This window comes from Sorangium sp. So ce1335 (genome assembly GCF_051521615.1).
Classification (GTDB): domain Bacteria; phylum Myxococcota_A; class Polyangia; order Polyangiales; family Polyangiaceae; genus Sorangium.
The window spans coordinates 8,939,197-8,963,124 of the sequence record NZ_CP150363.1; the positions used below are offsets into that span (position 1 = coordinate 8,939,197).

The window sequence follows — 23,928 nt, forward strand, 5'->3', positions numbered from 1 at the left end:
CTCTGATCCCTTGCGCCTTCACGGAGGCACGAGGGGAGCAGGAGAGATAACAAAATCTCTTTCTCTTCCCTCTGTGCCCTCTGTGCCTCTGTGGTTCATTTTCTCTCCCCTCCCCTGGCAGAGAGACCGTTGCAGACGTCGAGGGCGGAGGCGCGCGGCCAGAGAGCTCACCCGGGCGGGTCGGCGTCGTCGGGGCGCTCGATGCCGACGAGCTTGTAGCCGCGGCGCGGGCCGAGGTCGTAGAGGTGGGCGCGCAGGGGGCCGCGCGCCTGGCCGTTGAGGACATCGACGATGGCGTAGCGCGAGGGCGCGTCGTCGGGCGCGCCGCCGTCGGCCGCGATGCGCGGGAGCGAGAGGCACACCCGGCCGTCCGGAGAAGGGCGCACGGCGGGCCGCGCGCGCAGGGAGAGCGCGTCGCCGGCGTACAGCGCGGCCTCGTAGCGGAGATCGTGCGGGCGGGCGACGCCGGTGCGCCGCGCGAGGTCGACGCCGCACAGCTCCGCCGGGGAGGACAGGGCGACGTCGGCGACAGGCGACAGCCGCGTGAGGTACCGCGCCATGATCGCATGGTGCCGGCGAACGAGCTTGTCGACGAGGAACGCTGTGTGCCGCGGCGCCGTGAAGTCGCCGGTCCGCACCGCCGCCTCGATGAGCTCCGGCGTGAAGCGCGCGAGCGTCCGCGCGGCCCAGGCGCCGTCGAGCTCTGTCATCCGCGCGAACGCCGGGTTCGGGTAGCCGCCCCGCCAGTCCTCGGGCCGGAAGTCGCGGTCGCTGAAGAAGCCGAAGATGTCGCCCTGCGGGTCGTACCTCGCGCGGTCCCACGGCCGCTCGGGGATGCCGAGCGTGAGGAAGTCGAGGAGGACGTACTCGGCGTCGAAGTAATACGCGTGCCCGAGGCGCTTCGAGATCCCCTCCCACTCCCACTCGCTGCCGAAGCAGTCGCCGAGATCGATGTAGTAGTGGCGCACGTGGCCCGGCGACGCGTCCTTGTCGTCCCCGTCCTCGGCGAGCCAGACATCCATCGAGTTCTGCTCGCGCGAGTCGAAGTGGTTGAGCCACGCGGCGAGCACCCGGCCGCCGCGCAGGTCGCGCCGGTCCTCGTGCGGGACGACGTCGTTCGGGTCGTCCTCGCGGGTGCCCTCGTACCGGAACGGGCCGAGGGCGCGGCCCGGCAGCCAGCGCGAGGCGACCATGCGGATCCTGTCGCCCCGCTTCGCGGCCTTGGCCAGCACGCCGTCGAGGGCCGCCTGGTCGAACGGCCTGGAGATCCCGCTGTTGTCGGTCACGGTGAGCCCGGGCGAGAGCTTCAGGACCGAGGGCTTCAGGTAAACGACGGAGTCGCAGGGCGCCCAGAAGCCGGCCGCGTGGTAGAGGCGCGCGGCGATGGCGGTCGCGCCGGTGGCGCGCTCGGGCTGGTCCGCGGGGTCGGCCTTGAGCATGAACTTGCCGACGCCCTCGACCTTGACCCGGAAACCGGGGTTCGCGCCGTTCGGCTTGCCCATGTCGATGACCCAGGAGCCGTCAGGGGCGTCGGGGTCCAGCGTCCTGTCGCCGCACGGCCCGCGCACGAGCTCCTCGGCGGTCATCGGCCGCTTGCCGATGCGGTTCGTGAACCAGCTCGAGTCGGGCACCTCGTCGAGGCTGTTGACGTTGATCGACTCGCCGCCAGGCTCGACCGCGAAGAACCGCGCCACCGGCCGGAACACGAGGTTGTCGGCGGCGTCCCACGCGAACGACGACTCGTACTCCTCGGGCGTGCAGAGCCGGTGCTGCGGGTCGTCCTTCGACGCCTCGGGGTCGGGCCGGCAGGGCAGCGAGACGGGGTTCAGATCGGCGTCGCGCCAGATCGGGTCGCGCAGGGGGAACCGGCGCACGTCGGCGCTGCAGGCCGCGCTGAGCAGGGCGAGCAGCGGGAGCGAGCCGGTGAACAGCGCCTTGAGCATCGGCGGGTGATGGTACTGGACGGGGCGACGTTCGGGGCGGTTTTCGACGGCGCCGCGGCGGGGATGGACCGCGCCGCGGCGGGGTTGGACCGCGCTGCGGCGGGGTTGGACCGCGCCGCGGCGGGGGCTCAGAAGCCTTCTTGCCGGAGCCGCTCGATCACCGAGCGGTAGAAGTCGATGTAGAGCCAGGTGTTCCCCTCCCCCGGGCTCTGGCCGAAGAGCTGGCCGATCTCGTCGAAATGGTCGGCCGGCAGGCAGCCCCAGAAGGTCCCCCACCGCGCGTCGCGCGCGCGCACGAGGCCGTCGTTCGGGATCGACGCGCCGAAGCCACCGTCGAGGATCGTCTCCGTGAGCGAGAGCAGCGGGTGCACCGGGTCGAGGCCGTCGTCGAACTGCGCGACGAACGGCGCCGGGTCGAGCGAAAGACAATCGCTGCCGCCGACCGCGCGATCCGTCCGGCCGCCGAAGGAGGCGTAGAACACCCCGGGCGCGTCGGTATACTTCGCGTTGAACTCCGCGATGCCGGGCGTCGAGAACTGCTCGAGCGAGGCGAAGACGCTCGTCTCGTTGCCAATCTGATCATAGAGCGGCGCCCCGATGGCGTTGAGGAGATCGTCGAGCACGTCCTGCAGGCGCTCGTGCGCGACGAGCTGGAGCGCGATGTCGGCGATCTTCGAGCCGAGGTGGGGCGTCGCGACCGTGACGACGGAGGCGACGAGATCGGGCCGCTCGTGCGCGACGACGCGGGCGTCGAGGCCGCCCTGCGAATGGGCGATGATGTTGACCTTCTCGTGCCCCGTCTCGGCGAGGATCTTCTCGATCCGCGCGATGAGCTGGGCGCCGCGGTAGGCCGAGCCGTTGAACGGATCGACGGAGGGGGTGTAAACGGCCTCACCGCCCTCGGCGAGCGTGTGCTTGAGGTTGTAGAAGTAGCTGACGTATCCCGCTCCGGCGAAGTCCTCGAATCCGAAGAAGCCGTGAGCGAGGACGATGGGATACGGCGGGCCGAGCTTCCCTGAAGGCCAGCCGCCACCGATGCCGGCGCCGTCCGAGTCGTCCGGGTCGCCCATCCAGCCGCCCGAGGCGGAGCCGCCGCCGGCGCCCGTGATCACCTCGCCGGTGCCCCACGGATCGAACTGCTCCTCGGCGGCGCCGCAGCCGGCGAGGAGAGCCAAGGAGGCGAGTATCGCACACCCTCCGAGACCAGCGGACACCCGTCCTCGCCTCGAGCGAGCGTCCGTGTGAGACTTGCACTTACGCGAACCGCCATTGCACGCGGACGAGACTGCTGACGAAGCAAGATCCAGCACGACCACCTCCTGCCGGAATCAGCGCAGACTCCGCCGAAGGAAGCTTCGTGTCAAGCGCTGTCGGAAAACTGAACCTGTCTGGCCTGCTGTCTGGCCTGCTGGCGCATTGCGTCGCGAACGTGCGGCAAAATTTTTGCAATGCGCCATGCAGCTTCGACGCTGCGCTGGCGCATTGCGTCGCGGGCTCGGGTTGTTTTTCCATGCGGAGGGGCGGGCCGGCTCCGGTAGGTTCGTGGGCCATGCGGTCTGTCCAGAGCTCTTTTGCGCTTTTTGTGATGGGTTTTGTTGTCGCGTGCGGCGGGGCGACGCCTCCACCGGCGGAGCCGGATCCTGCGGAGGCCGAGGCGGCGGCCCCGGCCGAGAAGGCGGGCGGCGAGGCGGCGGCGGAGGCGGGCGAGAAGGACGGGAAGAAGGAGGACGCCGCGGCGGAGGCGTCGAGGCAGATCCCGACGACGTGCGAGCAGCAGGACAACATGTGTTTGCCGCCGGCGGGGTTCGTGAAGCGGCTATGCAGCGGGTTCCATCCGGACGTGGCGCTCAGCCTGTTCGCCAAGGGGACGCCGTTCACGCGCGGGTACCTCACGCGCGACACCGAGGCGTGGAACGCGTCGGGCGGGTCGTCCTCGAACGACAAGCTGCTCTTCGACGAGGAGGTGCTGATCCTCTCTCGCCGGAAGGCCGACACCGGGGGCATGGTCGTGAGCGGCGCCGGGGGCGGCTATGACGTGCTGCGGTGGGACGGGACGTGCGCGTCGCTGATGACGGAGGAGGTGCGGCAGCACGTGCCGCCGAAGCCGAAGTTCGCGCCGATCCCGTGGAAGAGCCTCGACCAGAAGACGCGCGACGCGTTCCAGGCCGACGAGAAGCTGGGGCCGCTCATCGCGGAGCGGCGGCGAGAGTGCAAGGGAGCGACGATGGGGGCCGTCAGCGCGAAGTGCGAGAAGGTCGACAAGCAGATGGGCGCGGCGCTGATCGAGTACGTGCGGAGCGGCGGGGCGCTGCCGACGCCAGGGCCGCTGCCGTGAGGGTGACCGAGACGGGCGCGCCGTGACGGGCGCGCCGTGACGGCTACTCCTGCTTGTCCTTCGGCGCCACGTAGTCGGGGGGAGGCGCCGCGGCCTCGCCCCCGCCGCTGAAGAAGTACTTGTCGAGCTCGGTCATCCAGATCCGCTGGCCAGCCTCGGAGATGAGGTCGAGGCGGTACTCGTTGATCAGCATCTTCGAGTGCTCCAGCCACATCCTCCACGCCTCCTTCGAGACGTTGTCGTAAATCCGCTTGCCCACCTCGCCCTTGAGCGGCGGCTTCTCCAGCCCCTCCGCCTCCCGGCCGAGCTTCACGCACTGGACCATCCTCGCCATGACGTGCACGTCTCCTTTTCCGTACCGCCGGGTCTTAGCCGAGCCGGAGGGAGCCGTCGAGCGCGGCGGGCAGACGAACGAGGGCGGCGGGTGGCGGGCGAGGGAGCTGGAAGGCCAGGACAGGGCGCGGTGGGGGGTCGGGCGGGAGGGCGAGGCCCGCCGGAGCGAGGGGGAGGCGCGACCCCTCGGAACCGGAGGAGCTCGGAGCCCGCAGGAACGAGCGGAACGGGAAAGACGACGACCCGAGCGGCAGGACGGCGAGCGGAGCCGACAGAGACGACAAGCGGAGCCGACAGGAGCCGCCCCGCCCCACGTCGAACGAGACGGAGCCCCGGGAAAGACCGCCAGCGACGGAGCGATCTGGCGCGAAGGGGTTGACGGCAGCCCAGTTCCTAGCAATGTTTGGTCCGTCTGAACGAACCACGAGGGGGCGATCGGCTTCGACGTGGGGACTGAAGGTCTGTCTGCGTGCTGGCGGCTCCTGCTCCGCCTATCAAGCGGGACGTTACAAGTGCGAACGACAACGCATACGCTGTTGCGGCCTAAGAACCGCTAAGCCATCCGAGGAGAAGGTCGTCCTAGTACTCCAAGGGTGTCAACCACAGGGCTGGGTCGCGTGAGGACGCCCTCGATAACGCGGCCGAGATTCAGTGAGGGATAGGTCGTAGCCGAATCTACGAACGCCGTCGCCGGCGCATGGCGACTACGCACGTGAACGAAGGTAGACTGGATGCCTTGCGGACCCGGGTTCGATTCCCGGCGCCTCCACCAAGAAGACACGGCGAGAGCCGTGTCTTTTTTCTTTTGTGTGCCCTGCGTGTGACCTGATGAATTTCGGCGACGCTGGATCCGGGGCAGGCCCGGCGTAGGCGGGACCACGGGGCGCGGGCGCCGAGGGTGACGCCAGGGTACGGGGCTCCACGAGGCTTTACGACGAGCGAGCGGCTGGAACCGAGCTGCCGCGGCCGATCTGGGTGCCGAGTCTGCATGCTGGCGTGCTGGCGCAACCAGGAGCCACGCGAGCAGGCTCAGACGCAACGTGATGTAGGCGCAGGTGCGGTCCCCGCCCTGCCGCCGGCCCCTACCCCTTGGCGGTAGTCCCCCCTGCCGAACGGGCTGCTCTCGACACAGGGCGGTGTCTCCGCTGCCCTCGCAGGTCGGGGTAGCCATGGGTGTAGCTGGGGAGATACCGAGGACCAGAAAGACCGTTCTAGACGCGACCCGCTGCCGCGCGGTTACAACGCTCGGCGGCTGCCGCTCGACGTCAACGGAAGGGTCGTCTCGTTGTCAATCTTCGCGAACGCTGTGGACTCCAAGCATGACGACGCCGCCCGTACCCTCCACAGAACGCTCCAACGGGAAACCATCGCGCTTGGCGCCCCTGGAGTATCTCGACCGCGACGCCGCCCTCGCCCCCCAGGTAGCAGGATCCGCGGGGTTGCCGATGCCCCGCCCTCGCCGGGTCTCCGCAGCGGCGGCCTATCTTCGGCGATGCGCAGATAGGTCGCGGAAGTCGCTGCCTATTCACGGGAATACGCAGATATGCCGCGGAGCGTCGCGACCTATTCGCGGGAATACGCAGATATGCCGCGGCGCTTCGCCGCCTACATGCCATAACCCGCCGCTAGGCCCTGCGACACAACTGATTGCGACGTTCGGCGGCGCGGCCGCGGCGGCGCTATCTCTACCGACTGGACCGGCGCATCGGCCACAGGAATTGTGGACCATCAAGGGAGATACTCATTCATGGCGTCAATTGACGAGCTTCTGAAGCCGTTCGCCTGCGCGCTCTACGCCAAGGCCAGCACGCTGAACTCCGTCGAGCTGTCGTCTAGCCAACGCGCCCGCTTGCTCGAATCGATGTCCGACGACATCAAGAAGTGCACCAACTTCATCGAGCCGGAGGTGAGCGAAGCGGCGCTGGCCGAGGCCGAGCACCTCCAGGTAGACCTTCGCACGCGGAACTGGCACGATCAGCCGTCGTTCGATGCGGGGCGCGAGATCTTTCACTTTGAACACGTCGTTCCGGTCTCCGCCATCCGCGCCGCTTGCTGCGAGCAGCAGAGCGAAAGCGCGGTCCTTGCGGTCCTCAAGGGTCGCTTGCGGGTAGCCTGGATTCTAAAGTCCGAAGACGCCGAGTTGACCCTGCTGGGCCACCGAAGTAACCGGCCGGATCCAGACGCGGCGTACCGCAAGGCAGGGATCCAGCTCGTACCTCGGAGGAGCGCGTGACCGGCAGCAGCTTCTCACCTTGTCCGGAGTGTCGATGCGCTGATGGATCGCGGATGCGAGCCCGGGCCCGACGGGCTGCTCACCGCGGCGGTGCTTGCGGCGATGGTCGACCCATGGTAAGAGTGATAACCGAGGAAATGCGTCATGTCCCTCGTGGAAATGCTCCAGTATATCCAGTCTTTACCGCGCGCGGATAAGCTCAAACTGATCCAGTTCCTCGCGCAGGAACTCGCGGAGGCGGAGGGGCCGCCATCGCTCCAGGCAGGCCAGTCCTACCCGGTGTGGTCGCCCGATCAGGCGTTCGCGGCGGCCGAGACGCTCCTCCAGACCTTGCATACCGAGTAGGAGCGGCGACGTGCCCGCTACGGGTCAGCAGTTCCCCTTCGTTGCACGGGCCTCCGAGCATGGTGCCGGAAGCCTTGCGCCGATGCTCCCGCTGACGCTGGTGGGAGGGCGCAGCGTGCCAGCGCTGGGCCTGCTCGATACGGGGGCTGCTGTTAACGTCTTGCCCTATATGGTCGGTGTCAACCTTGGGCTCGACTGGGACCAGCAGACCACCGCGGTGCAGCTCAGCGGGAACCTGGCGATAGCCGAGGCCCGCGCCGTCCTCGTGTCGGCGGCCGTGGCGAGCTTCGCCCCGGTGCGCTTGGCGTTCGCCTGGGCAAGAGTAGACACCGTGCCCATCATTCTGGGCCAGATCAACTTCTTCCTGGAGTTCGACGTATGCTTCTTCCGAGCACGTCAACTCTTCGAGATTCGACCTGCTCAGCGACCGTAGCTGTACCGGAGCCGCCGAACAAGCCGCTGCTGCCGACGCCGCTTCGCGTCGCGGCAGACCGGCAAATCGTTAGCCGGAGGAACAAGTGCCACTTCGACCCTTAGTCTCTAGTTTCCAGCTCCCCGTCAGTGCGGGCGAGCCGCAACTCGCCAGAGAGGTTGCACGTCTCACGTCATCGATGCTGTCTGCACGTACGTATTGGGGCGATGGTAAAGATGGCCTGGTACTTCCATGCCAGTCGGCACAGGGGAAATTCAAATATCGCGGAAAAGAGTTTGATGTCGCTTGGGCGGGAACTTCGTCGGCCAACTATCCAGACCATGTGATGGAACTCAAGCTGGTAGGGATCAATTCTAACTCGCAGAGTCTCTATCGCTATCTCAACGACATTCTCAGGACTGGTCTTGCGGCTCAGTACCAACCAGGCCCATCGTACGCTGCGTTTGCTGCCGTGCAAACGAATGTTGTGCAATCCGATTGGTCCGCGGTTTCTCGGTATACAAATCATGAAGTCACTCTGCGCCTTGAGCCCAATCCGACGGCTCCCGACAGGGATGCGGGGGCGAATTGGCTCGGGACGCCTCAAAGCCCATCAATCGTCCCAGCAGGGCGTTCTTCCTTGACATGGATTCTCATGGGGCAGAGTGGCGCGCCATTCGGGTGGTGGTTCCGGGGGGGCTACCTCGACATCGTCTTCCGGCAAACGACGCATGCAAGCAGCGGTTGGACGTTCCTTCACGCCGAACCAATTCGAGTGGAGCTTTCCGGAAAATCTGCGTCAGAAGCCGATGTACTGACATTCTTGCCATGAACGCCGGAGCCCGGCTAACAAGCGCCTGCTGCCGACGTCGCTTCGCTCCGCGGCAGAAGCTGGCGTTGGGCGGAGGCGCGCCGAGCTGCGGTGACGCAGATCGGACCCATCGATCCACACGCCTGGCCGACGGGACTTGCAATTTTGCGGGCGCTCTGGTGCACTACCGGGGCGCCGGCGGACAACACGCGGACCTTTGTCGATGGCCACCCGAGAGCACGCAGAGTCTCCCAGGAGCGCTACGGCGCCCAGAAATGGGCCGCCCGGTCCGGACTCAAGGCGGGCGCCGAAGAAGAGCGGCCGGGCACCGGCGCCGAAGAAGAGCGGCCGGGCACCGGCGCCGAAGAAGAGCGGCCGGGCACCGGCGCCGAAGAAGAGCGGCCGGGCACCGGCGCCGAAGAAGAGCGGCCGGGCACCGGCGCCGAAGGGCCAACCAGTCCCGGCCGAACGTGCCCCGCGTAGTGACACCACCAAGAAGGCGCCGCCTCGTGAACGGTATGCGCAAGCAAGCCTGGCACTGCCATCTCTGACCTTCGCCAAGCTCTTCACGCAGCCTCTTCTCCTGAAAACCTGGTCACGTCTCTGCAAGGAATTCCACAAGCACTATGTGAGAGATTGCATTGACCACCTCGACATGCAGGCAAGTGCGAGCCGATGGATCCGTGCCCTTTGGCACTCGCTCCGAGATGGCTCCTATTACCCGACCAACCCTGATCGCGCCGAAGAGTCCAAGTCGCGAGGCGCCTTCCGTACCCTCACTGTGCCCATCCTTACTGATGTGTTGGTGTACCGACACATTGCGGACGCTATCTATGCCAGCGCCAGGCCGTATGAGCCCGAGAACGCCTTCTTTTCCCAGCGTCACGGCAAGCATGCCATCGGACCGAAGGTCGACAAGATCTCCAACGAAGACTATCAATACTTCTTCCACATCTGGCTCCGCTACAATCAGTATCGAAGCAGCTTCTGCTGAACAAGATTGATCACGTCGTAATTACAACCGACATTGCAAACTACTTCGATAGCATCCAACACACTCTCCTCTTTGACTGCCTTGCGCAGTACGGCCTCCCCCGCGAGGTTACGGGCATCCTGGGTAAGCTCCTCGATGTGTTGCGGCCTCGCGCCGGGCACTCTCCGACGCCCCACGTTGGCCTTCCTGTTGACTTCTACGACTGTTCCAGGCCGCTCGCTCACGTCTTTCTCTTTGAGCATGATCGCCACATGATCAAGCAGGCCGGAAATCACAACTATGTTCGGTGGATGGATGACCAGACGATCATTGTGCCCAACCGAACCAGAGCGCGCCACACGGTGCGCCATCTGGTGCAGTCGCTCAATAGGCACCGGCTCACTCTGAACTCAGGAAAAACCAAATTCTTGAGCCCCGTGGACGTGGAGCAGACGTTTCACCTTACGGCGAACGACGAACTGGATGTACTCGAGCAGCTGAAGTCGGCGGATGATTTTGGTGGAATTCTGTAGACGGCCACCCCGATCCGCAGATTTGTGACCCTCGCGTCGTTACGCCTGGGGCGAGCGCCGGCGGCCGGGAAGTTCGCCAGCGCGAGGGGCGGCGGTAGAGATCGCGCCCAAGCAGCGCGCCGAAAAGACGAAGGCCCTGGGTAGCGACCAGGGCCTTCCGGGGATCGGCGACAGACCGATGTTCGGCCTGTCTCGCACGACCCAGCCGCCGAGGGCAACTTCTCGGCGCGCTCGTCCGGGGACTCGTGCAAGGCAGCTTCCGGCTCGCCCGTTGTGGGCTCTGCGCCGCCATCTTCTTCGTCTGCGGGCGGTGTGATCGAGGGCAGATGTACTGCGGCAGCGGTTGCCGCGACGCGGCTCGCCAGCGGGCCCAGCGCGCGGCGCGGCTGCGGCACCAGCGCTCCCCCGAGGGGCGCCTCGATCACCGCGATCACCAGCGTGCCTACCGCGCCCGACAAGGCCGGCGCGTGATGGATACGGGTTCCGATAACTTGCCCCCGTCCGCCAGCGTGTGCCCGCGGGCCGGCGCGCCGACGTCGAGGGACGACGTGGCCGTCGCCGGCCCGCAGGAGTCGAGGGATGGACGAGCTGGTGATGACGATCTCCGCGACGCCGCGGGAGACGCGGGTGTTGCTGACGCAGGGGCCCGACGAGGTGATGAAGGCCCGGCTGCGGTCGGTGGCCACGCCGGCGCATCGGTTCGCCGGACCCATGCTGTGCGAGTCGATGGCGCTCTGGCACGATCAGAGGGTCCGCGCTGTCGTTTCTGCGGAGTCCGAGGACGTCTTGTTCGCCCTGGGTTTGTGCGACGGCCTCGGCGTCGCGCGCGCGACGCTTCACTACGTTGTCGAGCCTCTGTTCATGGACGCCCCGCCCCGCCGTGGTCAACGGCTGCCGGGGATCGGTAACTTCCGTGGCGAGCATCGCCTTCGCAGGAGCCTCGGTCGATGACGATCGACCAGGCCAAGGAGGCGGAGATCCGCCGCCTGCACTTCGCCGAGCACTGGAAGGTCGGCACCATCGCGACGCAGCTCGGTCTGCACCACGACACCGTCGAGCGCGTGCTCGGCCTCGGCAAGGGGGCGCGCTCGCTGCCCATCGTTCGCGACGCGGAGGCCGCGATGAGCGAGGTGCCTTTGCCGCTGCGCGGCTACGAGGCCTTCGTCATCGAGACGCTGACGCAGTATCCCCGGCTCCGCGCCACGCGCCTGTACGACATGCTGGTGGAGCGCGGCTACGAGGGCAGCATCCGCACGGTGCGACGGCATGTCCGGCTCGTGCGCCCGGCGCCTCAGAGCGAGGCCTTCCTCCGCGTCGAGCCGCTCATCGCCGAGCAGGCCCAGATCGACTGGGCCTATATCGGCAAGCTGTGCGTCGCGGGAGGCACGCGTCAGCTCTGGGCCTTCGTCATGGTCCTGTCGTACTCGCGCGCGATCTGGGGCGAGCTCGTGCTCGATCTGTCCGCGAGCTCGCTCCGCCGCTCGCTCGTGCGCGCGTGCTGCTACTTCGGCGGCGCGACCAGACAGTGGCTCTTCGACAACCCCAAGACCGTTGTCATCGAGCGCCACGGCGACGCGGTGCGCTTCCACCCGGACCTGCTCTCGCTCGCCGGGCAGCTCTGCGTCGCGCCGCGGCTCTGCGCCGTGCGCAAGCCGCAGCACAAGGGCAAGGTTGAGCGAGCGATCCGCTTCCTGCGCGACCGCTTCTTCGCCGCGCGGACGATTCGTGACCTCGATCAGGGCAACGCCGAGCTGCTCGCCTTCCTCGACGAGATCGCCAACGTGCGCCCGCACCCGCGGTGGCCTGAGCGGCGCGTCGACCAGGTGCTCGCGGAGGAAAGGACGCGGCTGCTCGCGCTGCCCGACCCGCTGCCGGAGACCGACCTCGTCGAGCCCGTGTCCGTCGACAAGACCGCCTTCGTGCACTTCGACGGAAACCGCTATTCGGCGCCGTCGATCCACCACGGCAAGACGCTGACGCTCGTCGCCAGTGACAGGACCGTGCGGCTCTCGGACGGCAGCACCGAGGTAGCGCGGCACGCGCGCTGCTGGGGACGACGCCAGATCATCGAGGCGCCCGAGCATCGTGCCGAGCTGCTCGACCACAAGCGCGCCGCGCGCGAGGCCAAGGGGCGAGATCGGCTCGGCGCCGCGATCCCCGGCTTCGAGATCCTGCAAGCGCGCTGGGTCGAGGCCGGTCGCAACGTCGGCTTCATGACCGCCAAGGCCCTGCGCCTTCTCGACCTGTACGGCGTCGAGATCCTGGGCGCTGCGGCGCGCGAGGCCATCGCCCGCGGCACCCACGATCCCGGCGCCCTCGCCGTGCTCTGCGAGGAGCGCCGCCGCGCCGCCGACGGCCCCGTCCCCATCGACATCGATCTCGGAGCCCACGTCCCCGATCGCGACGTGATCCCCCACGACCTGGAGTCCTACGATGCCCAACGATGACGTCGCCGAGCTGATTCGCTCTCTCGGCGTACGCGTGTCGCGCGAGGCGCTGCTCGCGCTCATCGCGCACGCCACCACGGCGCGCCTGTCGCCGGTGCAGACCTTCGAGGAGCTCGCCGCCATCGCCCGCCGCGAGCGCGCGGAGCGCAACCTCGCCGCGCGCGCCAAGGCGGCGACCCTCGGCGCCTTCAAGCCCCTTGAACGCTTCGACTGGAACCACCCGCGCACGATCCAGCGTGAGCTCGTCGAGGAGCTGATGACCCTCGACTTCATCGCCAAGGGGCACAACGTCCTGCTCCGAGGTCCGAGCGGCGTCGGCAAGACCATGCTCGCCCAGAACCTCGGCATGCTCGCGCTCCAGCGCGGCTACACCGTGCGCTTCACGACGCTGTCGGCCGCGCTCGCCGATCTGCTCAAGCAGGAGTCGCTGCCGGCCCTGGAGCGGCGGCTGCGGAAATACACGGCCCCGTCGCTGCTGATCCTGGACGAGATCGGCTACCTGCCGTGCAGCCGTCAGTCCGCCGACCTGCTCTACAACATCATCAGCCGCAGGCACGAGAGCCGCTCGCTCGTGCTGACGACGAACTTGCCATTCAAGCAGTGGAGCACGGTGTTTCCAGGCGCGGCGTGCGTCTCGGCGCTGATCGACCGCTTCGTCCAGCACTGCCACATCCTCGACATCGATGCCGACTCGTGGCGGCAGAAGGAGTCGCTGGCCATGAGCGAGGCGCGCTCCAGGCCGAGGGCGGAGGCCGCAGAGCCGCCTGCGCCCGCGGCAACGAAGCGGCGCTGACCCGGGCGAGATCGGGTCAGATTTCCGCGGCGCCCAGGGTGAGATTCCCGCGGGCGCCGCGGTCATTTCTCTGCGGACGCGAGGGTCACGTTTCCGCGGATTGTCGCGGTCAGATTCCTGCGGATTTTCGAGGCCATCTACAGAATTCACGTGGTTGAAGCGGAACTCCGATCTGTCTACTCGCGATTGGCGTCGAGGAAGGGACACTGGGACAAGGTTGCCAAGAGAGTGTACGCCCAGTCGATGCGGTTTGGCCTGGATGTCGTCACGTTCAACCAGTGCTACCTCGATCTTCTGGACGCGCCCTTGCTTTCGGAGCGAATTTTTGAGTACCTCGCCTCACGCAACAGGTGGCAGGATTTGATCGACATCTTCTCGAAGTTTGTCGGCGAACGGGAATCGATCTACGAGAATGTTGAAATCGCCTGGTTCGAATCGATTCTTGCCAATTCTCCTCCTGTTGCATTCCACAAGCGGATCAAGGTCTGTGCGAAGAAGTTTCTCGTCAACGAATCATTCGGTAGCGGACGCGAGCGCCCGCGCGCCCTGGCGGCGTTGGTGCTCTATTGGATTAGCGACAGGCGTTCGCTTAGGACTCTGCTGTCATGTTTGGACAATCAGGATTTTGACTCGTTGCCGGAAATTCGTCGCACTGTGACGGCAGTTCTTTTCGCCCGAGAAGAGCAGGAGGTTGAGGTTATTCTTAAGGCTTCCAGGCAGCCTTCTCCTCGACTGGGCAGTCTTGTTGACTTTCTGGACCGCATCCGTGCCGGAGACGATATTCGCCTTCCCTCATATCTTTCTCCATACAAGCAGCCCCCTCACGTAGGGCGCCGCGTGTACGATGCTCATGTCTGGTTGCGACTGGAGCTTCTGTCCCATTCGAAGAACCAAAAGATCCGTGAGCGACTTCAGAAGGAGATGGCCGAGTTGCGAAAGCACTCCATTGGAAAATTGGGAGAGCGTGTCGCAAAACGGATCGCGGCCAGGCTGGGGCCGCCGTCTTGACCTTCCGATCTTTCCCGCCCAACAAGGCAATGCAGCCGCGGGGCACGCTGGCTCGCTCCGCTCGCCAGCGTGCCCCGCGGCTGATTGCCAGGGCGTTGGGCGGGCGTCGACCCGAGATGACCGAACCCCGGGAGCCGCCATGAATGTGCAGCGATGCGGTGCCGCTCGTTGGCGGCCGGCACGGGGTGGAGCCTGTCGATCTCCGTAGCGACGCGACCTGACCGCAGGCATGGTGGGCGCTGTGACGACCACGCCCCACGACGCGCTGTTCAAGGCCGCGTTCTCCAAGCCGCGCCACTCACGCGGCCTGCTCCGCGCGCTGTGCCGGGCGCTCTCGGACAGCGCATCGGGTGGTGTAGGCGGCCATCCCGATCTGGAGAAATCCGACGCGTTCTGGTCCCCGTCGGAGGCCGCGGTACAGGGTAGGTTCGGTGCCGTCGGCATGACAAAAGGAAGAGGCCCGGCGGAAGATGGAGGAGGCGGGGGGCCATCCTGATCAACTTCCTGGAGGGACGCATAAGGAAGCCCCTCAGACAGAGAAGTTGGCGAAGTTCGTCCGAGGGGGCTCCTCTCCCGGGTGTCGGCATTACGTCAATGGCCGCAGGAACCCCTTTGGATCCTCTACGTTCCACGTGCTACGGTGGGCGGATGCGCCAGATCAGAAAAGCGGATTCGAGATGACGCTGATCCTCTCGATGGGCAGCCGGGACTACATCATCCAGGCATGCGACCGGCGACTCACGGCCGGCAAGATGCTCGTTAACGACGACGCTACGAAGATATGCAACCTGGTGTTCGGGAACGGATCGGCCCTGGTGAGCTTCACCGGCCTCGCCGAAGCGGGAAGCTTCAACATGCGCAGCTGGCTGCGGCAGACCTTGTCGGCGTGCGGGCAACCCGACTACAGCCTAGGCGGCATCTTGCAGCGTTTTTCTGAGCGTGCGACCGCGCACTTCCGGACGTGCCCCGACATACAGAGGGTAGCCGCGGCTTCGCGGCGCACGACGTTCATCTTCTCGGCTTACATGCACTACGTGGACGGGACGCCGCCACTCGGCGCGGTGGCGCTCGTGAGCAACTTCGAGAATGGTGCGCTGGAGAAACCTAATGACGAATTCACCATCACGTGCATGAACGAGCCGCCGGAACTACCCGAGGATCACCAGTGGGTGATTCCGGCTGGAACCTTCCCTTGGGGAGTGGAGGTGCTGCGACCCGTTCGCGAGTTGCTCGCGCGCCGTCTGCCGCCGGAGCACGTCATCGGGCGCGCCGTAGCCCTGATGCGTGAGCTCGCCAACCGCCCTCGCGCACAGGGCGCCATCGGGGAGCAACTGCTCTCTTGTATTCTTTGGCGAGACAAGCCCGGGCTGGTCCCATCGTACTATCACGCTCGAAAGGTATGCCTGACGGAGCCGGGACCCGACATCGTCTTTGCGCACCCAGACGGGTCTTGGAGCAGCGCGGGCTTGCGCATCAGGGGGTTCGGCCCGGATGGTAGGGAAGTGCCCATGTACGTACCACCCGCAAAGCCGAATGCGCCATGTCCGTGCAACAGCGGTCGGAAGTACCGCGACTGCCACGACGTAAGCCGCCGAAAGTACGGCTCACGTCACTAATCGGCGGCATCACCCCAAGGCGCTCTTCGACGCCATGTTCGACTGTCTTGAGACTGGGTCGGGAGGCCACGGAGGAGATCATGACGACGGCGGAGATGCTCAGGCGAGAGGGACGAGACCAGGGACGTCGGTGAGGAACGTCAAGAGGGTGAGAGCCTCGGCAAGCGGGGAACGCTCCTCCTTCAGCTCCGCCAACGCTTCAGGCACCTCCTCGTGGCAACCGTTACACGGATCGACAAGGCGGGAGCCGCCGAGCTGGACGTCTGGGCCGGCTTGGTGGTCACGGCCTCGTCCGTCGACGAGGTGCTGGGGGCGAAGGTGCCGCCCAACAAGGCAATGCAGCCGACGCTTGCGCAGCCTCGCTCCGCTCGGCGGCGCAAGCGCGGGCTGATTGCCAGGGCGTTGGGCAGACGATGGTACCGATCATGGCGCAGCAGAGGAGATCGGCCGGCCGCGCGTCGGCGGCGCCGTGCGCCGCCGAGCTTGCCTGCCTCGGCGGCCTATCGTAAACTAGGACATGGCCGTTCAAGCCGTTACCGTGAACCTGCCCGAGCCGCTGTACGAGCGCCTGGCTCGCCGTGCGCAGAAGACGCAACGAACCGTCGAGGCCGAGCTCGTCGATGCGGTGGCAACCTCCCTCCCGGACGAGCCCGACGAGCTGCCGGTCGACATGGCGGAGGCCATCGCGGCGCTGCACTTGCTAGATGACGAGGATCTATGGCGGGCCGCCAGGCAGAGCCTCGCCCCGGAGAAGGCCGCGGACCTCGAGGAACTGCACATCAAGCGCCAGAGCGAAGGGCTCTCTGCGTCGGACATCGAGGCGCTCGCGACGCTCATGAAGGAGTACACGCGGATCATGTTGGTTCGTTCCCGATCTGCCGCCCTGCTCAAACAGCGAGGTCATGACGTCTCGTGGCTTCACCAAGGACATGAGCCGTAGCTACATCGGGAGGGCGCTGCGTGAGCAGGTCTCCAGTGAGGCGCGCCATCGCTGCGGCTATTGCCTGACCTCGGCGCGTATCATCGGCGCGCCGATGGAGATCGATCACATTATCCCTGAGTCGCTGGGCGGACCTACCGCCAGGGAGAACCTCTGGCTCGCGTGCTCGATGTGCAACGATCACAAGGGCAATCGAATCGCCGCTCCCGACCCGCACACCGGGGAAGTCGTGCGTCTCTTCAACCCACGACAGCAGGTCTGGTTGGATCATTTCGGCTGGAGCGCGGAGGGATCTCTTATCATCGGCAAGACGCCAACTGGCCGAGCTACGATCGCTGCGGTTCGCCTGAATCGTGCCGAGCTCGTGGAAGCCCGGCGGGGTTGGGTTATCGCGGGTTGGCATCCACCTGAGGATTGAACCATGAAGCCGCCCAACCAGCCGCTGCTGCCGACGGGCGCTCCGCGCCCGCGGCAGATGCCGCAGGCGTTCGGCCCGCACCCGCCACGGGCGACTGCGCGCCTCGTGATCCGAGCGCGGCGGCCGCACAAGGAGGCCGCCGCGGCGCGGCGCGCGTGGCTCGCCGGCCGCCCGCCGTCGCGCGGAGTCGCGAGCTCTCGCGCAGCCGCGCGCCGCTTCCACCGAGCGCGCTCGCGGCGCGCGCCCTCGGCGCAGGCGTGGTCTCCCCGGCGCTCCCGCCCGCGCCGCACCCAGGCCGAAGGCCCGCGCCGCAGCCCCTCGCAGGCGCTCCCGAAGCGGCCAACGCGCGCGCCGATGAGAACCTGGCGCGGCTCGCCGACTTCGTGCGGTGCCTCGCGCGGGGCGCAGAGCAGGTCAACCTGGTCTTCCCGGAGGAGAGCCCTGCCGTGGCGGAGCGCGATCGGCTGAGCGAGGCGCTCCTGCCGGAATGACGGAGGGGTTGCGGCGGGTCCGAAGCGCTAGCGCGCCGCGTTCTCGATCCGGCGCGGCGTCAGACCGGCGCACCTGTCGGCTCGACCGGCGCAGGCTCGGGCGGCGCAGGCTCGTCGGGCGCGGCGGCGCTGCCGCGGCGCTTCGGGCGGAGCCGCCGCAGGGCGCTGCGGAACGAGGTGGCGCTGAAGCGCTGAAGCGGCGCTTGCATTACGAGGGGTATCTCGTGCCGTATATCCTCTATGGCATCAGAGCCATCGGCCTCGACGCGACCAAGGCGATCCTCGCTCCGCAGATGATCGACGAGTTCCGGGTCAACACCGGCCTCGACGTGGTCCCCGCGGACAAGATCGACGCCTATTACGACTTCCTCAGCTCGATCGGCGCGCAGTAACACCGCGTTGGCCAGGACGAGTTTGCCGTGGCAAACCGTCCCCCACCTCCCGTCTCCCTTCGGCGAGCGCGCCCCGACGGGATCGATGCCGCCGAGCGCACGCGAGCCGGGCGCAGACCGTCACCGCCGGTCCCGCGCGGCGCGGCCTGGTGATCCGGTCGGGGATGCCTGGTAAAGGTGGAGCAGGAGGCTCTCCCTGAAGATCTCTCGACGGCTTTCGCCCTTCACCTTGGCGCTGCTCGCGATCTCGTGTGGTCCTGCCGCCGGTCCGGCTCCAGCGGCGCCCGCGTCGGTCGCCATTCCTCCCGCCCCGCCGGAGGCGTCGGTGCGCGCCGAGGGCGGGCCCGCCGGCGGTCCCGTCGATCCGTCGGCCCCGCTGGTGTTGCCGGCCGCCGCGATCCCGCCTGCGCCCTGGATCGAGCCGCCCCTCGACGAGCAGGAACGCGAGCTGGCCGAGCGGGACCTGTTCAGCGAGCACCGCGAGATCGCCCTCGGCGCGCGCGTCGCGGTCTTCGCCGCACCTGGAGACGGCGCCGGCGCCGCAGGGCGAGCCGACAGTGCGAGCGGCGCCGGCGCCCCGGGCGCAGCCGCTGTCGGCGCCTTCGCGGTCCACCAGGACCTCGGCGTCGTCGGCCCCTTGAAGCTGCCCGCGGGCTTCATCTGGGTTGGCGTCGCGGGCCAGCGGGACGACGCCCTCTACGCGGCGACGCCCGAGGGCGCGCTCCACCGCGCCGCCGACGTCCGCGCCGCGCTCCGGCCCGACGGCTTCGAGCTGCGCGGCAGCGTCCCCGGCGCGACGGCCTGGGACGCGGCCGGCGGCCTCATCGCGGCCGCGGCGGGGGAGCGCGTCAGCGTCTCCGCGGACGAGGGCCGCACCTTCACCTCGGCCGTCGTCGCGCCGGGCAAGCCGGTGCGCGCGGTGCTCGTGCGGCCCGACGGCGTGCTCGTCGCGCGCGTGCCCGCCGAGGCGCCCTCGCACGGGCGCCCGGCGCCGCCGGGGCGTGCGGCGCCCCCGGGCACGTTCGTCTCGTCGGATCGCGGGCAGACCTGGGCGCGGTCCACGTTCCAGCCGCGCACGCTCGAGCGCGCGGGCTCCTGGATCTGGAACGGCGATCGGGTCTGCCCCGCCGTGCTGAGCCGCGACGGCCGGGCGTGGACCCGGGCCGCTCCCGCCGACCTGCTGTACCACCCGCCGCCCCTCGGCCTGGCGCTCAGCCTCTACACCACGATCATCGCCCGGGAGGCCGGCGCTCGCCGTTCGGCCCTCGTCCCGCCGGCGCCCGAGCCGCCTGCGCGCGGCGCCGCGGCGGTCGGACGGGAGCCGCAGTGCAAGGACGTCGCCGGGATGCTAAGCGGGCTCACCGGCATCGGGGAGGGCGGCGGCGGTTATGGTGGCTGCGAAGGGGCGCTGTGCCTGCGCTTGGACTTCCGGCAGCCGCCGCCGACGCGCACGTGGCTCGCGGCGTTCGGCGACGGCCTCTGCGATCCGGCGCGCGTCCCGCCGGGCGGCAAATGCGCCGCGCACCTCGTGCGGCCGCCGACGTTCGCGGTCGTCGACCAGCGCGCGGGCGCCGTGACGCCCGTCGCGGCGCCGGAGGGGTGCGCGCAGCCGGTCCACCTGCGCAACGCGGCCGGCGTCGGCGTGCTCGTCTGCCGTGCCGCAGGCGGGGGCGCGGCGCTCTTCGTGCGGGGCGCGCAGGGCCCGTGGCGCGCCGAGGGGACCCACGCGATCCCGGCCGACGCGATCGGGCGGATCATCGCGGCGCCGGACGGCACGCTGCTCCTGCTCGAGCGGATGCGGCACGCGAGCGCCCCGCAGCGCGAGCCGCTGCAGGCGCTCGTGCGCAGCCCGCTGCCGCTGGGCGCGCCGCAGGCGTGGCGGCGCGTCGTGGTGCCGGACGGCGTCGCGGCGATGCCGGCTCCGGGCGGCGCGGCGCTCCTCGCGAGCTCGCCCGCGGCCTCGGCGGGCGGGCGCCTCGATGTGTCGCTGGATCGCCCGGGTCACCCGGTGCTCGCCCTGGTGCGCGGGGTCGAGGTGTCCCAGAATCTGATGCGGATCGAGGTGCACGACGGTCGCGTGCGGGTCGGCGTGCTTCCGAAGCCTGCGCCAGAGCTCCGGGGCGAGCCCTGGTACACGCGGGACGAGCGCTGGCATGTGCTGACCCACGGCGGCGAGCTCGTCCCGGAGGCGCCGCCGCCGGGGACGCCGGCCGACGCGCGCCGGTTCGGCCCCGCGGGGCGGTAGGGAGGGCGCGCGTCCCCGCGGTCTCGCTCGGGGCGCCGCGGGCCTACGGCGCGTTGACGAACGGGTCGATGAAGTCGACGTAGCGGTCGACCGGTGTGTGCCAGCCGCTCGTGCACGGGTATCCCTCGCTCCCGCCGTACGACGTCACACCGACGATCGCTGCTTGGCGATATCGATGATCGCGGCGCGCACGAAGGCGCACGCGTCGTCTCCGTCGAGCGCGGCGGGCCAGAGCAGGTCCATGCCGCCGGCGGGGTGCGCGAAGGGAAAGGGCGCGCTGCGAAGGTGCGGCCGCTGCCGCACGAGCTGCGCCGCGAAGACGTCGGGCAAGGTCGCCACGAGCTGGCTGCCGTCGACGATGGCGCCGATCGCACTGAAGCTCGCGACCGAGCAGCGGACACGTCGCTCGACGCCGAGCCTGTCGTCGACCGTGCCGCGGAGGTCGCCGTTGTACGCGCGAGGGCGCGCTCCCGCGGTGCCGCGGGCCGCCATCGCAGTAGTCGCCGCGCGGCATCGTGTAGTCGAAGGTCTATGTTTCCGGAGGAAGAATAGACGGATCGAGCGTTCCTCCGCCTGCAAGTTCCACCTTGTCTGCCACCATCCTCTTGATAAATCGCCCTGCGTCCTCAATCGCAGCCGCCCAGTCCACCTGTTTCAGGCGCACACTGTCATCGTACTTGAACCCAAGCACATCAACGGCAATGGACCACGTGAAGCCATCCGGGTCCGGACGCACGTCGCTGATCCGGAGCGTGATGGTTCGAGGCGAGCTCCCGTCCGCGGGTGTAAATGTCGTGGTGAGCTCCAGCATTGATCCTCCTAGCAGTTTCGGTCACAGTCCCTGAGGCACGAGGCATACTCGTCGTTGCACTTCTTGCGACAGCTTTGAGTGCGGTCATATTTGGTGCAGTCTTCGTGGCATCGATCATGGATTTTGTCACACTTTTCCTTGCACGCCTCTTTGCAGTCGGGAGTGCACCCTGCCATCGCCTCTGATGCTCCGCTTCCCACCGGTGCGTTTTGCGGCCTTCTCGGCACATACCCGAAGGCCCCATCCCCTCCTGTCGGGGTGATGATGCTACCGCCGGCACCTTCGTTTCCCTCACCGCGGACCCAGCACTCTCCCACATCGTAATTGCACGCCACGAGCCCAAAGCACAGAACAACAAATAGCCTATTCATTTCGACCTTGTCCTGAATCTCCAAACTGGCCCAGTGGTCACCATCACAACCAGACTCCCAGGAAGAACGCGACTACTGCCGCCCGTCCAGTCAACATGGACGCCGGTGGACACGCCCAAGGGCCCGGCGAAGTACCAATCGGACTGAGCGCGGCCGCCTGGTGCAACCCCCACCACGCGGTTACAGATTACCATATTGCATACCGGCATTGAGTAGATCGCAAGGGACGGCCCGAGGCTGACGGTCGTTGTCTTCGTGGCGTACCCAAGAGTGACGGCCGTTCGGTCGTAGAACCCGACACCATCGCCTGGAACGATGCTGAGCATGTTATGGGCTTCGAGCCTGACGTCCGCCTCGCTGCGCCAGAGCCACCCGGCGAAGGGGCTCACGGCGAGCCTGGGCTCGATCCCGACCTGGATCCCGCCCACGCTGACGCCGCCGCTGAACTCGAGTGCGTGTGCTGGCGACGGTACACTACTGACGAGCGCACAGGCACAGCCGCACAGCACGAGCACGCGCGCCTTTGCCTTCAGCCCGTGCCCCATGCCCTCCCCCGATCCCGGATGCTTCTCCTAACGGAAGGCGGCGTCAACAGGTGTCCTGGACCACACTACATCAATGCGGTCCTTGCACATGAGAACGGAGCGCGACTGGCCGAGTAAGCGGCCGAGGCGTGCGGCAGCAAGCTCGGCGGCGTTTCGTCCACCCGCTGCGCGCTACGTCCGCAGCGGATCGTCGGGCGGCTCCGGCCCCGGTTCCAGGCAGCCCGCCGGGTTCGTCGCGCCGTGTGACCTCCGTGTGCCCCGACGCCAGGGCACAGAGCTCCACGAGAGGGCACTCGGGTATACGAGAGGAACTGAGCCCTCGGTGGCCTCTGACACCGCTTTGACGCGTCCGACGCGGCGTCCGCCGTATCTCTCGCGCATCCGCCTCTCAGATTCAGCTCCGGGTTCGATTCCCGGCGCCTCCACCAAGAAGACACGGCGAGAGCCGTGTCTTCGCTCAGCCGAACACCGGGCGCACGTCGGACACGCCGTACTGCATGACGTGGTCCTTCCGGATGGCGATCCCGGTCCTCGGTGCCGCGGCGATCTTGCGCCACGCCTCCAGGTGTTCGCTGGATTCCCAGCGCTCGTAATTGTTCACCCGTGCGGGGTCCAGCGGGTCAGCGGTGATGGCCAGATCCAGGCAACCGGGGGCCTGGCGGGCCCTGCGAATGAGGTCCTGGTGGGCGGCGACGAAGGCGTCGCGCTGGTCGGGGTCGACCTCCAGGTGGCCGGCGATGATCAGCATGAGGTGGTCCTTTCTGTCCGAGGAGTGATGGTTCGCCAGAGTGTCCGGACGTACGGACCGCCCGTCGCCGGCAAGATCATCGGTCCGGCGTCATTTTCCTTGGGACCGCCCGTCGCCCCGGAGCCCGGCATCGTCGTGCCCGGCACCTGCGCCGCCGGCCCCCCCGAATCCTCGCGCTCGCGCCCTGGAGCGGCCCCCAGGTGACCAGGCCGGCGCGCCCTCCGCCGCCACCCTCGCCGCCTCCGCGGTCGAGGGACGCATCCACGTCGCCCGCCGCGAGCGCGATCCATGAGGGCCGAGCTATGATAGCTGGTTCAATCGGGGAGGGCGGCGGTCAGGTCCAGCTCGACCAGCTGACCGGTGAAGCCGAGCGAAGCGACCCCGAGCAGGGTGCTGGCCGAACCGAAGGCCGGGCCGAGCGCCGAGTCGTTCAGTCGCCGCCACACCGCGCCCAGCACCTGGTCGTCGTCGCTGACCACGTAAATCACCGAGCGCACCACGTCGGCGGGCTGCGCCCCGACCGCGGCCAGGACGGTCAGGGCGTTCGCTGCAACCTGGTCGGCCTGCGCGAGGTGGTCGCCCGCGCCGACCAGGTTGCCGTCGAGATCGAGTGGGCACTGGCCGGCGAGGAAGGCCAGCCGGCCGGCCTCGACGATCGTGACGTGGTGATAGCCGGGAGTCTGGTGGACGCCGGGCGGGTTGATCTTAGCAACGCGCATTGAGGGCGAAGGAAGAGCAAAAGGATGAAAGGATGTCAAGGGCCGTGCGGTCCGCGGCTGCGCTCATGGCCCCTATTGAACGCGGTGCGCGCGTTCCCGCCGCCGCCGATCGCGACCATGGCAGTCGCTTCGGCGTGCTTCGCTGCGGCGCTCGTGGCGGGGTAGCGCGCAACGCTACGCGATCCTGGAGCGGAATGTAACCAGCCGCTGACACGTTCTACAGTTCAACCTGGTAGACGCCGCCCATGTCAGTCGACTCGGCGGGCGCCGCGCTCCACCGGTTCGACGTTGCGGAGGCAGGGCTCCACGGCTCGGCCTTGCAGGCACTGAGAAACAGAACGATGTCGATCTCGCGCGTGTCGGTGCAGGCCGAGGCGAGGCGTGCGGCGCTGCCGAGCGAGCTCAACGACGGTATCATCGCCCTTACAGGCGTGCCCCGGTCGACGTGCCTTCGGCAGAGGAGGGC

At 68.0% G+C, this 23,928-nt stretch carries 25 protein-coding genes and 1 other RNA gene; 17 read left to right on the plus strand and 9 right to left on the minus strand.

The annotated features are described in order from the left end of the window. Nucleotides 1-167: 167 nt before the first annotated feature. Nucleotides 168-1,943 (minus strand): hypothetical protein, encoded by a 1,776-nt coding sequence (locus WMF24_RS33060; RefSeq protein ID WP_437731421.1) that lies wholly within the window; start codon nucleotides 1,941-1,943, stop codon nucleotides 168-170. A gap of 128 nt (nucleotides 1,944-2,071) precedes the next feature. After that, the gene (locus tag WMF24_RS33065) at nucleotides 2,072-3,118 is read right to left on the minus strand and encodes an esterase/lipase family protein (RefSeq protein ID WP_437731422.1); all 1,047 of its coding nucleotides are present in this window, start codon (nucleotides 3,116-3,118) and stop codon (nucleotides 2,072-2,074) included. 410 nt (nucleotides 3,119-3,528) lie between these two features. On the opposite strand from WMF24_RS33065, the gene WMF24_RS33070 reads away from it, so the two are divergent. Further along, complete coding sequence (locus tag WMF24_RS33070; protein ID WP_437731423.1) at nucleotides 3,529-4,278, plus strand: hypothetical protein; 750 nt, start codon at nucleotides 3,529-3,531, stop codon at nucleotides 4,276-4,278. Nucleotides 4,279-4,321: 43 nt separating this feature from the next. On the opposite strand, the gene WMF24_RS33075 is transcribed toward WMF24_RS33070, so the two are convergent. Further along, nucleotides 4,322-4,612 (minus strand): oxidative damage protection protein, encoded by a 291-nt coding sequence (locus WMF24_RS33075; RefSeq protein WP_437731424.1) that lies wholly within the window; start codon nucleotides 4,610-4,612, stop codon nucleotides 4,322-4,324. 426 nt (nucleotides 4,613-5,038) lie between these two features. Here WMF24_RS33075 and ssrA point away from each other — a divergent pair. From ssrA to WMF24_RS33145, 14 genes are all read left to right on the plus strand, one after another. After that, nucleotides 5,039-5,383, plus strand: a transfer-messenger RNA (tmRNA) gene (gene ssrA / locus WMF24_RS33080). A gap of 975 nt (nucleotides 5,384-6,358) precedes the next feature. Then, nucleotides 6,359-6,844: a hypothetical protein gene (locus WMF24_RS33085; RefSeq protein ID WP_437731425.1), complete on the plus strand. Its 486-nt coding sequence runs from the start codon at nucleotides 6,359-6,361 to the stop codon at nucleotides 6,842-6,844. A gap of 144 nt (nucleotides 6,845-6,988) precedes the next feature. Continuing rightward, a complete protein-coding gene (locus WMF24_RS33090) occupies nucleotides 6,989-7,189 on the plus strand; it encodes a hypothetical protein (protein ID WP_437731426.1) in 201 nt (66 codons plus the stop codon). An 82-nt stretch (nucleotides 7,190-7,271) separates the two neighbouring features. Then, the gene (locus WMF24_RS33095) at nucleotides 7,272-7,622 is read left to right on the plus strand and encodes a hypothetical protein (protein ID WP_437731427.1); all 351 of its coding nucleotides are present in this window, start codon (nucleotides 7,272-7,274) and stop codon (nucleotides 7,620-7,622) included. 1,013 nt (nucleotides 7,623-8,635) lie between these two features. Next, nucleotides 8,636-9,406 (plus strand): hypothetical protein, encoded by a 771-nt coding sequence (locus WMF24_RS33100; protein ID WP_437731428.1) that lies wholly within the window; start codon nucleotides 8,636-8,638, stop codon nucleotides 9,404-9,406. A gap of 32 nt (nucleotides 9,407-9,438) precedes the next feature. Then, the gene (locus tag WMF24_RS33105) at nucleotides 9,439-9,918 is read left to right on the plus strand and encodes an RNA-directed DNA polymerase (RefSeq protein ID WP_437738883.1); all 480 of its coding nucleotides are present in this window, start codon (nucleotides 9,439-9,441) and stop codon (nucleotides 9,916-9,918) included. Nucleotides 9,919-10,497: 579 nt separating this feature from the next. Further along, a complete protein-coding gene (locus WMF24_RS33110) occupies nucleotides 10,498-10,869 on the plus strand; it encodes a hypothetical protein (protein WP_437730021.1) in 372 nt (123 codons plus the stop codon). Further along, nucleotides 10,866-12,365 carry an IS21 family transposase gene (istA, locus tag WMF24_RS33115; protein WP_437730020.1) on the plus strand — a complete coding sequence of 500 codons (1,500 nt, stop codon included), beginning with the start codon at nucleotides 10,866-10,868 and terminating at the stop codon, nucleotides 12,363-12,365. Before WMF24_RS33110 ends, istA begins: the two co-directional genes overlap by 4 nt. Next, complete coding sequence (istB, locus tag WMF24_RS33120) at nucleotides 12,352-13,158, plus strand: IS21-like element helper ATPase IstB (RefSeq protein ID WP_437730019.1); 807 nt, start codon at nucleotides 12,352-12,354, stop codon at nucleotides 13,156-13,158. Before istA ends, istB begins: the two co-directional genes overlap by 14 nt. A 243-nt stretch (nucleotides 13,159-13,401) precedes the next feature. Further along, nucleotides 13,402-14,166: a hypothetical protein gene (locus tag WMF24_RS33125; protein WP_437731429.1), complete on the plus strand. Its 765-nt coding sequence runs from the start codon at nucleotides 13,402-13,404 to the stop codon at nucleotides 14,164-14,166. A 677-nt stretch (nucleotides 14,167-14,843) separates the two neighbouring features. Next, nucleotides 14,844-15,782: an SEC-C metal-binding domain-containing protein gene (locus WMF24_RS33130; protein WP_437731430.1), complete on the plus strand. Its 939-nt coding sequence runs from the start codon at nucleotides 14,844-14,846 to the stop codon at nucleotides 15,780-15,782. Between the two features lie 517 nt (nucleotides 15,783-16,299). Beyond that, entirely contained in the window at nucleotides 16,300-16,722 is a 423-nt protein-coding gene (locus WMF24_RS33135) for a hypothetical protein (RefSeq protein ID WP_129344495.1), read from the plus strand. Then, nucleotides 16,685-17,140, plus strand: coding sequence for an HNH endonuclease (locus WMF24_RS33140; protein ID WP_437731431.1), 456 nt, complete (start codon nucleotides 16,685-16,687; stop codon nucleotides 17,138-17,140). The genes WMF24_RS33135 and WMF24_RS33140 overlap by 38 nt, the downstream gene beginning before the upstream one ends. Before the next feature lie 257 nt (nucleotides 17,141-17,397). After that, the gene (locus WMF24_RS33145) at nucleotides 17,398-17,631 is read left to right on the plus strand and encodes a hypothetical protein (RefSeq protein ID WP_437731432.1); all 234 of its coding nucleotides are present in this window, start codon (nucleotides 17,398-17,400) and stop codon (nucleotides 17,629-17,631) included. Nucleotides 17,632-17,690: 59 nt separating this feature from the next. On the opposite strand, the gene WMF24_RS33150 is transcribed toward WMF24_RS33145, so the two are convergent. Next, nucleotides 17,691-17,840: a hypothetical protein gene (locus WMF24_RS33150; protein WP_437731433.1), complete on the minus strand. Its 150-nt coding sequence runs from the start codon at nucleotides 17,838-17,840 to the stop codon at nucleotides 17,691-17,693. Nucleotides 17,841-17,855: 15 nt separating this feature from the next. Here WMF24_RS33150 and WMF24_RS33155 point away from each other — a divergent pair, with 15 nt between their 5' ends. Together WMF24_RS33155 and WMF24_RS33160 are read left to right on the plus strand one after the other, a co-directional pair. Beyond that, nucleotides 17,856-18,023: a hypothetical protein gene (locus tag WMF24_RS33155; protein WP_437731434.1), complete on the plus strand. Its 168-nt coding sequence runs from the start codon at nucleotides 17,856-17,858 to the stop codon at nucleotides 18,021-18,023. A 325-nt stretch (nucleotides 18,024-18,348) separates the two neighbouring features. Further along, complete coding sequence (locus WMF24_RS33160; protein ID WP_437731435.1) at nucleotides 18,349-20,268, plus strand: hypothetical protein; 1,920 nt, start codon at nucleotides 18,349-18,351, stop codon at nucleotides 20,266-20,268. A 144-nt stretch (nucleotides 20,269-20,412) separates the two neighbouring features. On the opposite strand, the gene WMF24_RS33165 is transcribed toward WMF24_RS33160, so the two are convergent. The 5 genes from WMF24_RS33165 to WMF24_RS33185 form a co-directional block, all read right to left on the minus strand. Continuing rightward, nucleotides 20,413-20,760: a hypothetical protein gene (locus tag WMF24_RS33165; RefSeq protein WP_437731436.1), complete on the minus strand. Its 348-nt coding sequence runs from the start codon at nucleotides 20,758-20,760 to the stop codon at nucleotides 20,413-20,415. Between the two features lie 37 nt (nucleotides 20,761-20,797). After that, nucleotides 20,798-21,079, minus strand: coding sequence for a hypothetical protein (locus WMF24_RS33170; protein WP_437731437.1), 282 nt, complete (start codon nucleotides 21,077-21,079; stop codon nucleotides 20,798-20,800). A 1,373-nt stretch (nucleotides 21,080-22,452) separates the two neighbouring features. Beyond that, a complete protein-coding gene (locus WMF24_RS33175) occupies nucleotides 22,453-22,743 on the minus strand; it encodes a putative quinol monooxygenase (RefSeq protein WP_437731438.1) in 291 nt (96 codons plus the stop codon). A 314-nt stretch (nucleotides 22,744-23,057) separates the two neighbouring features. Beyond that, a complete protein-coding gene (locus tag WMF24_RS33180; RefSeq protein ID WP_437731439.1) occupies nucleotides 23,058-23,462 on the minus strand; it encodes a RidA family protein in 405 nt (134 codons plus the stop codon). 217 nt (nucleotides 23,463-23,679) lie between these two features. After that, a complete protein-coding gene (locus tag WMF24_RS33185) occupies nucleotides 23,680-23,868 on the minus strand; it encodes a hypothetical protein (RefSeq protein ID WP_437731440.1) in 189 nt (62 codons plus the stop codon). Between the last annotated feature and the right edge of the window lie 60 nt (nucleotides 23,869-23,928).

Coding starts and splice junctions, on each gene's coding strand:
- WMF24_RS33060 (WP_437731421.1), bottom strand. CDS start 1,943: ATGCTCAAGGCGCTGTTCACCGGCTCGCTCCCGCTGCTCGCCCTGCTC.
- WMF24_RS33070 (WP_437731423.1), top strand. CDS start 3,529: ATGGGTTTTGTTGTCGCGTGCGGCGGGGCGACGCCTCCACCGGCGGAG.
- WMF24_RS33075 (WP_437731424.1), bottom strand. CDS start 4,612: ATGGCGAGGATGGTCCAGTGCGTGAAGCTCGGCCGGGAGGCGGAGGGG.
- WMF24_RS33085 (WP_437731425.1), top strand. CDS start 6,359: ATGGCGTCAATTGACGAGCTTCTGAAGCCGTTCGCCTGCGCGCTCTAC.
- WMF24_RS33090 (WP_437731426.1), top strand. CDS start 6,989: ATGTCCCTCGTGGAAATGCTCCAGTATATCCAGTCTTTACCGCGCGCG.
- WMF24_RS33095 (WP_437731427.1), top strand. CDS start 7,272: ATGCTCCCGCTGACGCTGGTGGGAGGGCGCAGCGTGCCAGCGCTGGGC.
- WMF24_RS33100 (WP_437731428.1), top strand. CDS start 8,636: ATGGCCACCCGAGAGCACGCAGAGTCTCCCAGGAGCGCTACGGCGCCC.
- WMF24_RS33110 (WP_437730021.1), top strand. CDS start 10,498: ATGGACGAGCTGGTGATGACGATCTCCGCGACGCCGCGGGAGACGCGG.
- istA (WP_437730020.1), top strand. CDS start 10,866: ATGACGATCGACCAGGCCAAGGAGGCGGAGATCCGCCGCCTGCACTTC.
- istB (WP_437730019.1), top strand. CDS start 12,352: ATGCCCAACGATGACGTCGCCGAGCTGATTCGCTCTCTCGGCGTACGC.
- WMF24_RS33125 (WP_437731429.1), top strand. CDS start 13,402: ATGCGGTTTGGCCTGGATGTCGTCACGTTCAACCAGTGCTACCTCGAT.
- WMF24_RS33130 (WP_437731430.1), top strand. CDS start 14,844: ATGACGCTGATCCTCTCGATGGGCAGCCGGGACTACATCATCCAGGCA.
- WMF24_RS33135 (WP_129344495.1), top strand. CDS start 16,300: ATGGCCGTTCAAGCCGTTACCGTGAACCTGCCCGAGCCGCTGTACGAG.
- WMF24_RS33140 (WP_437731431.1), top strand. CDS start 16,685: ATGACGTCTCGTGGCTTCACCAAGGACATGAGCCGTAGCTACATCGGG.
- WMF24_RS33150 (WP_437731433.1), bottom strand. CDS start 17,840: ATGCAAGCGCCGCTTCAGCGCTTCAGCGCCACCTCGTTCCGCAGCGCC.
- WMF24_RS33165 (WP_437731436.1), bottom strand. CDS start 20,760: ATGGCGGCCCGCGGCACCGCGGGAGCGCGCCCTCGCGCGTACAACGGC.
- WMF24_RS33170 (WP_437731437.1), bottom strand. CDS start 21,079: ATGCTGGAGCTCACCACGACATTTACACCCGCGGACGGGAGCTCGCCT.
- WMF24_RS33175 (WP_437731438.1), bottom strand. CDS start 22,743: ATGCTGATCATCGCCGGCCACCTGGAGGTCGACCCCGACCAGCGCGAC.
- WMF24_RS33180 (WP_437731439.1), bottom strand. CDS start 23,462: ATGCGCGTTGCTAAGATCAACCCGCCCGGCGTCCACCAGACTCCCGGC.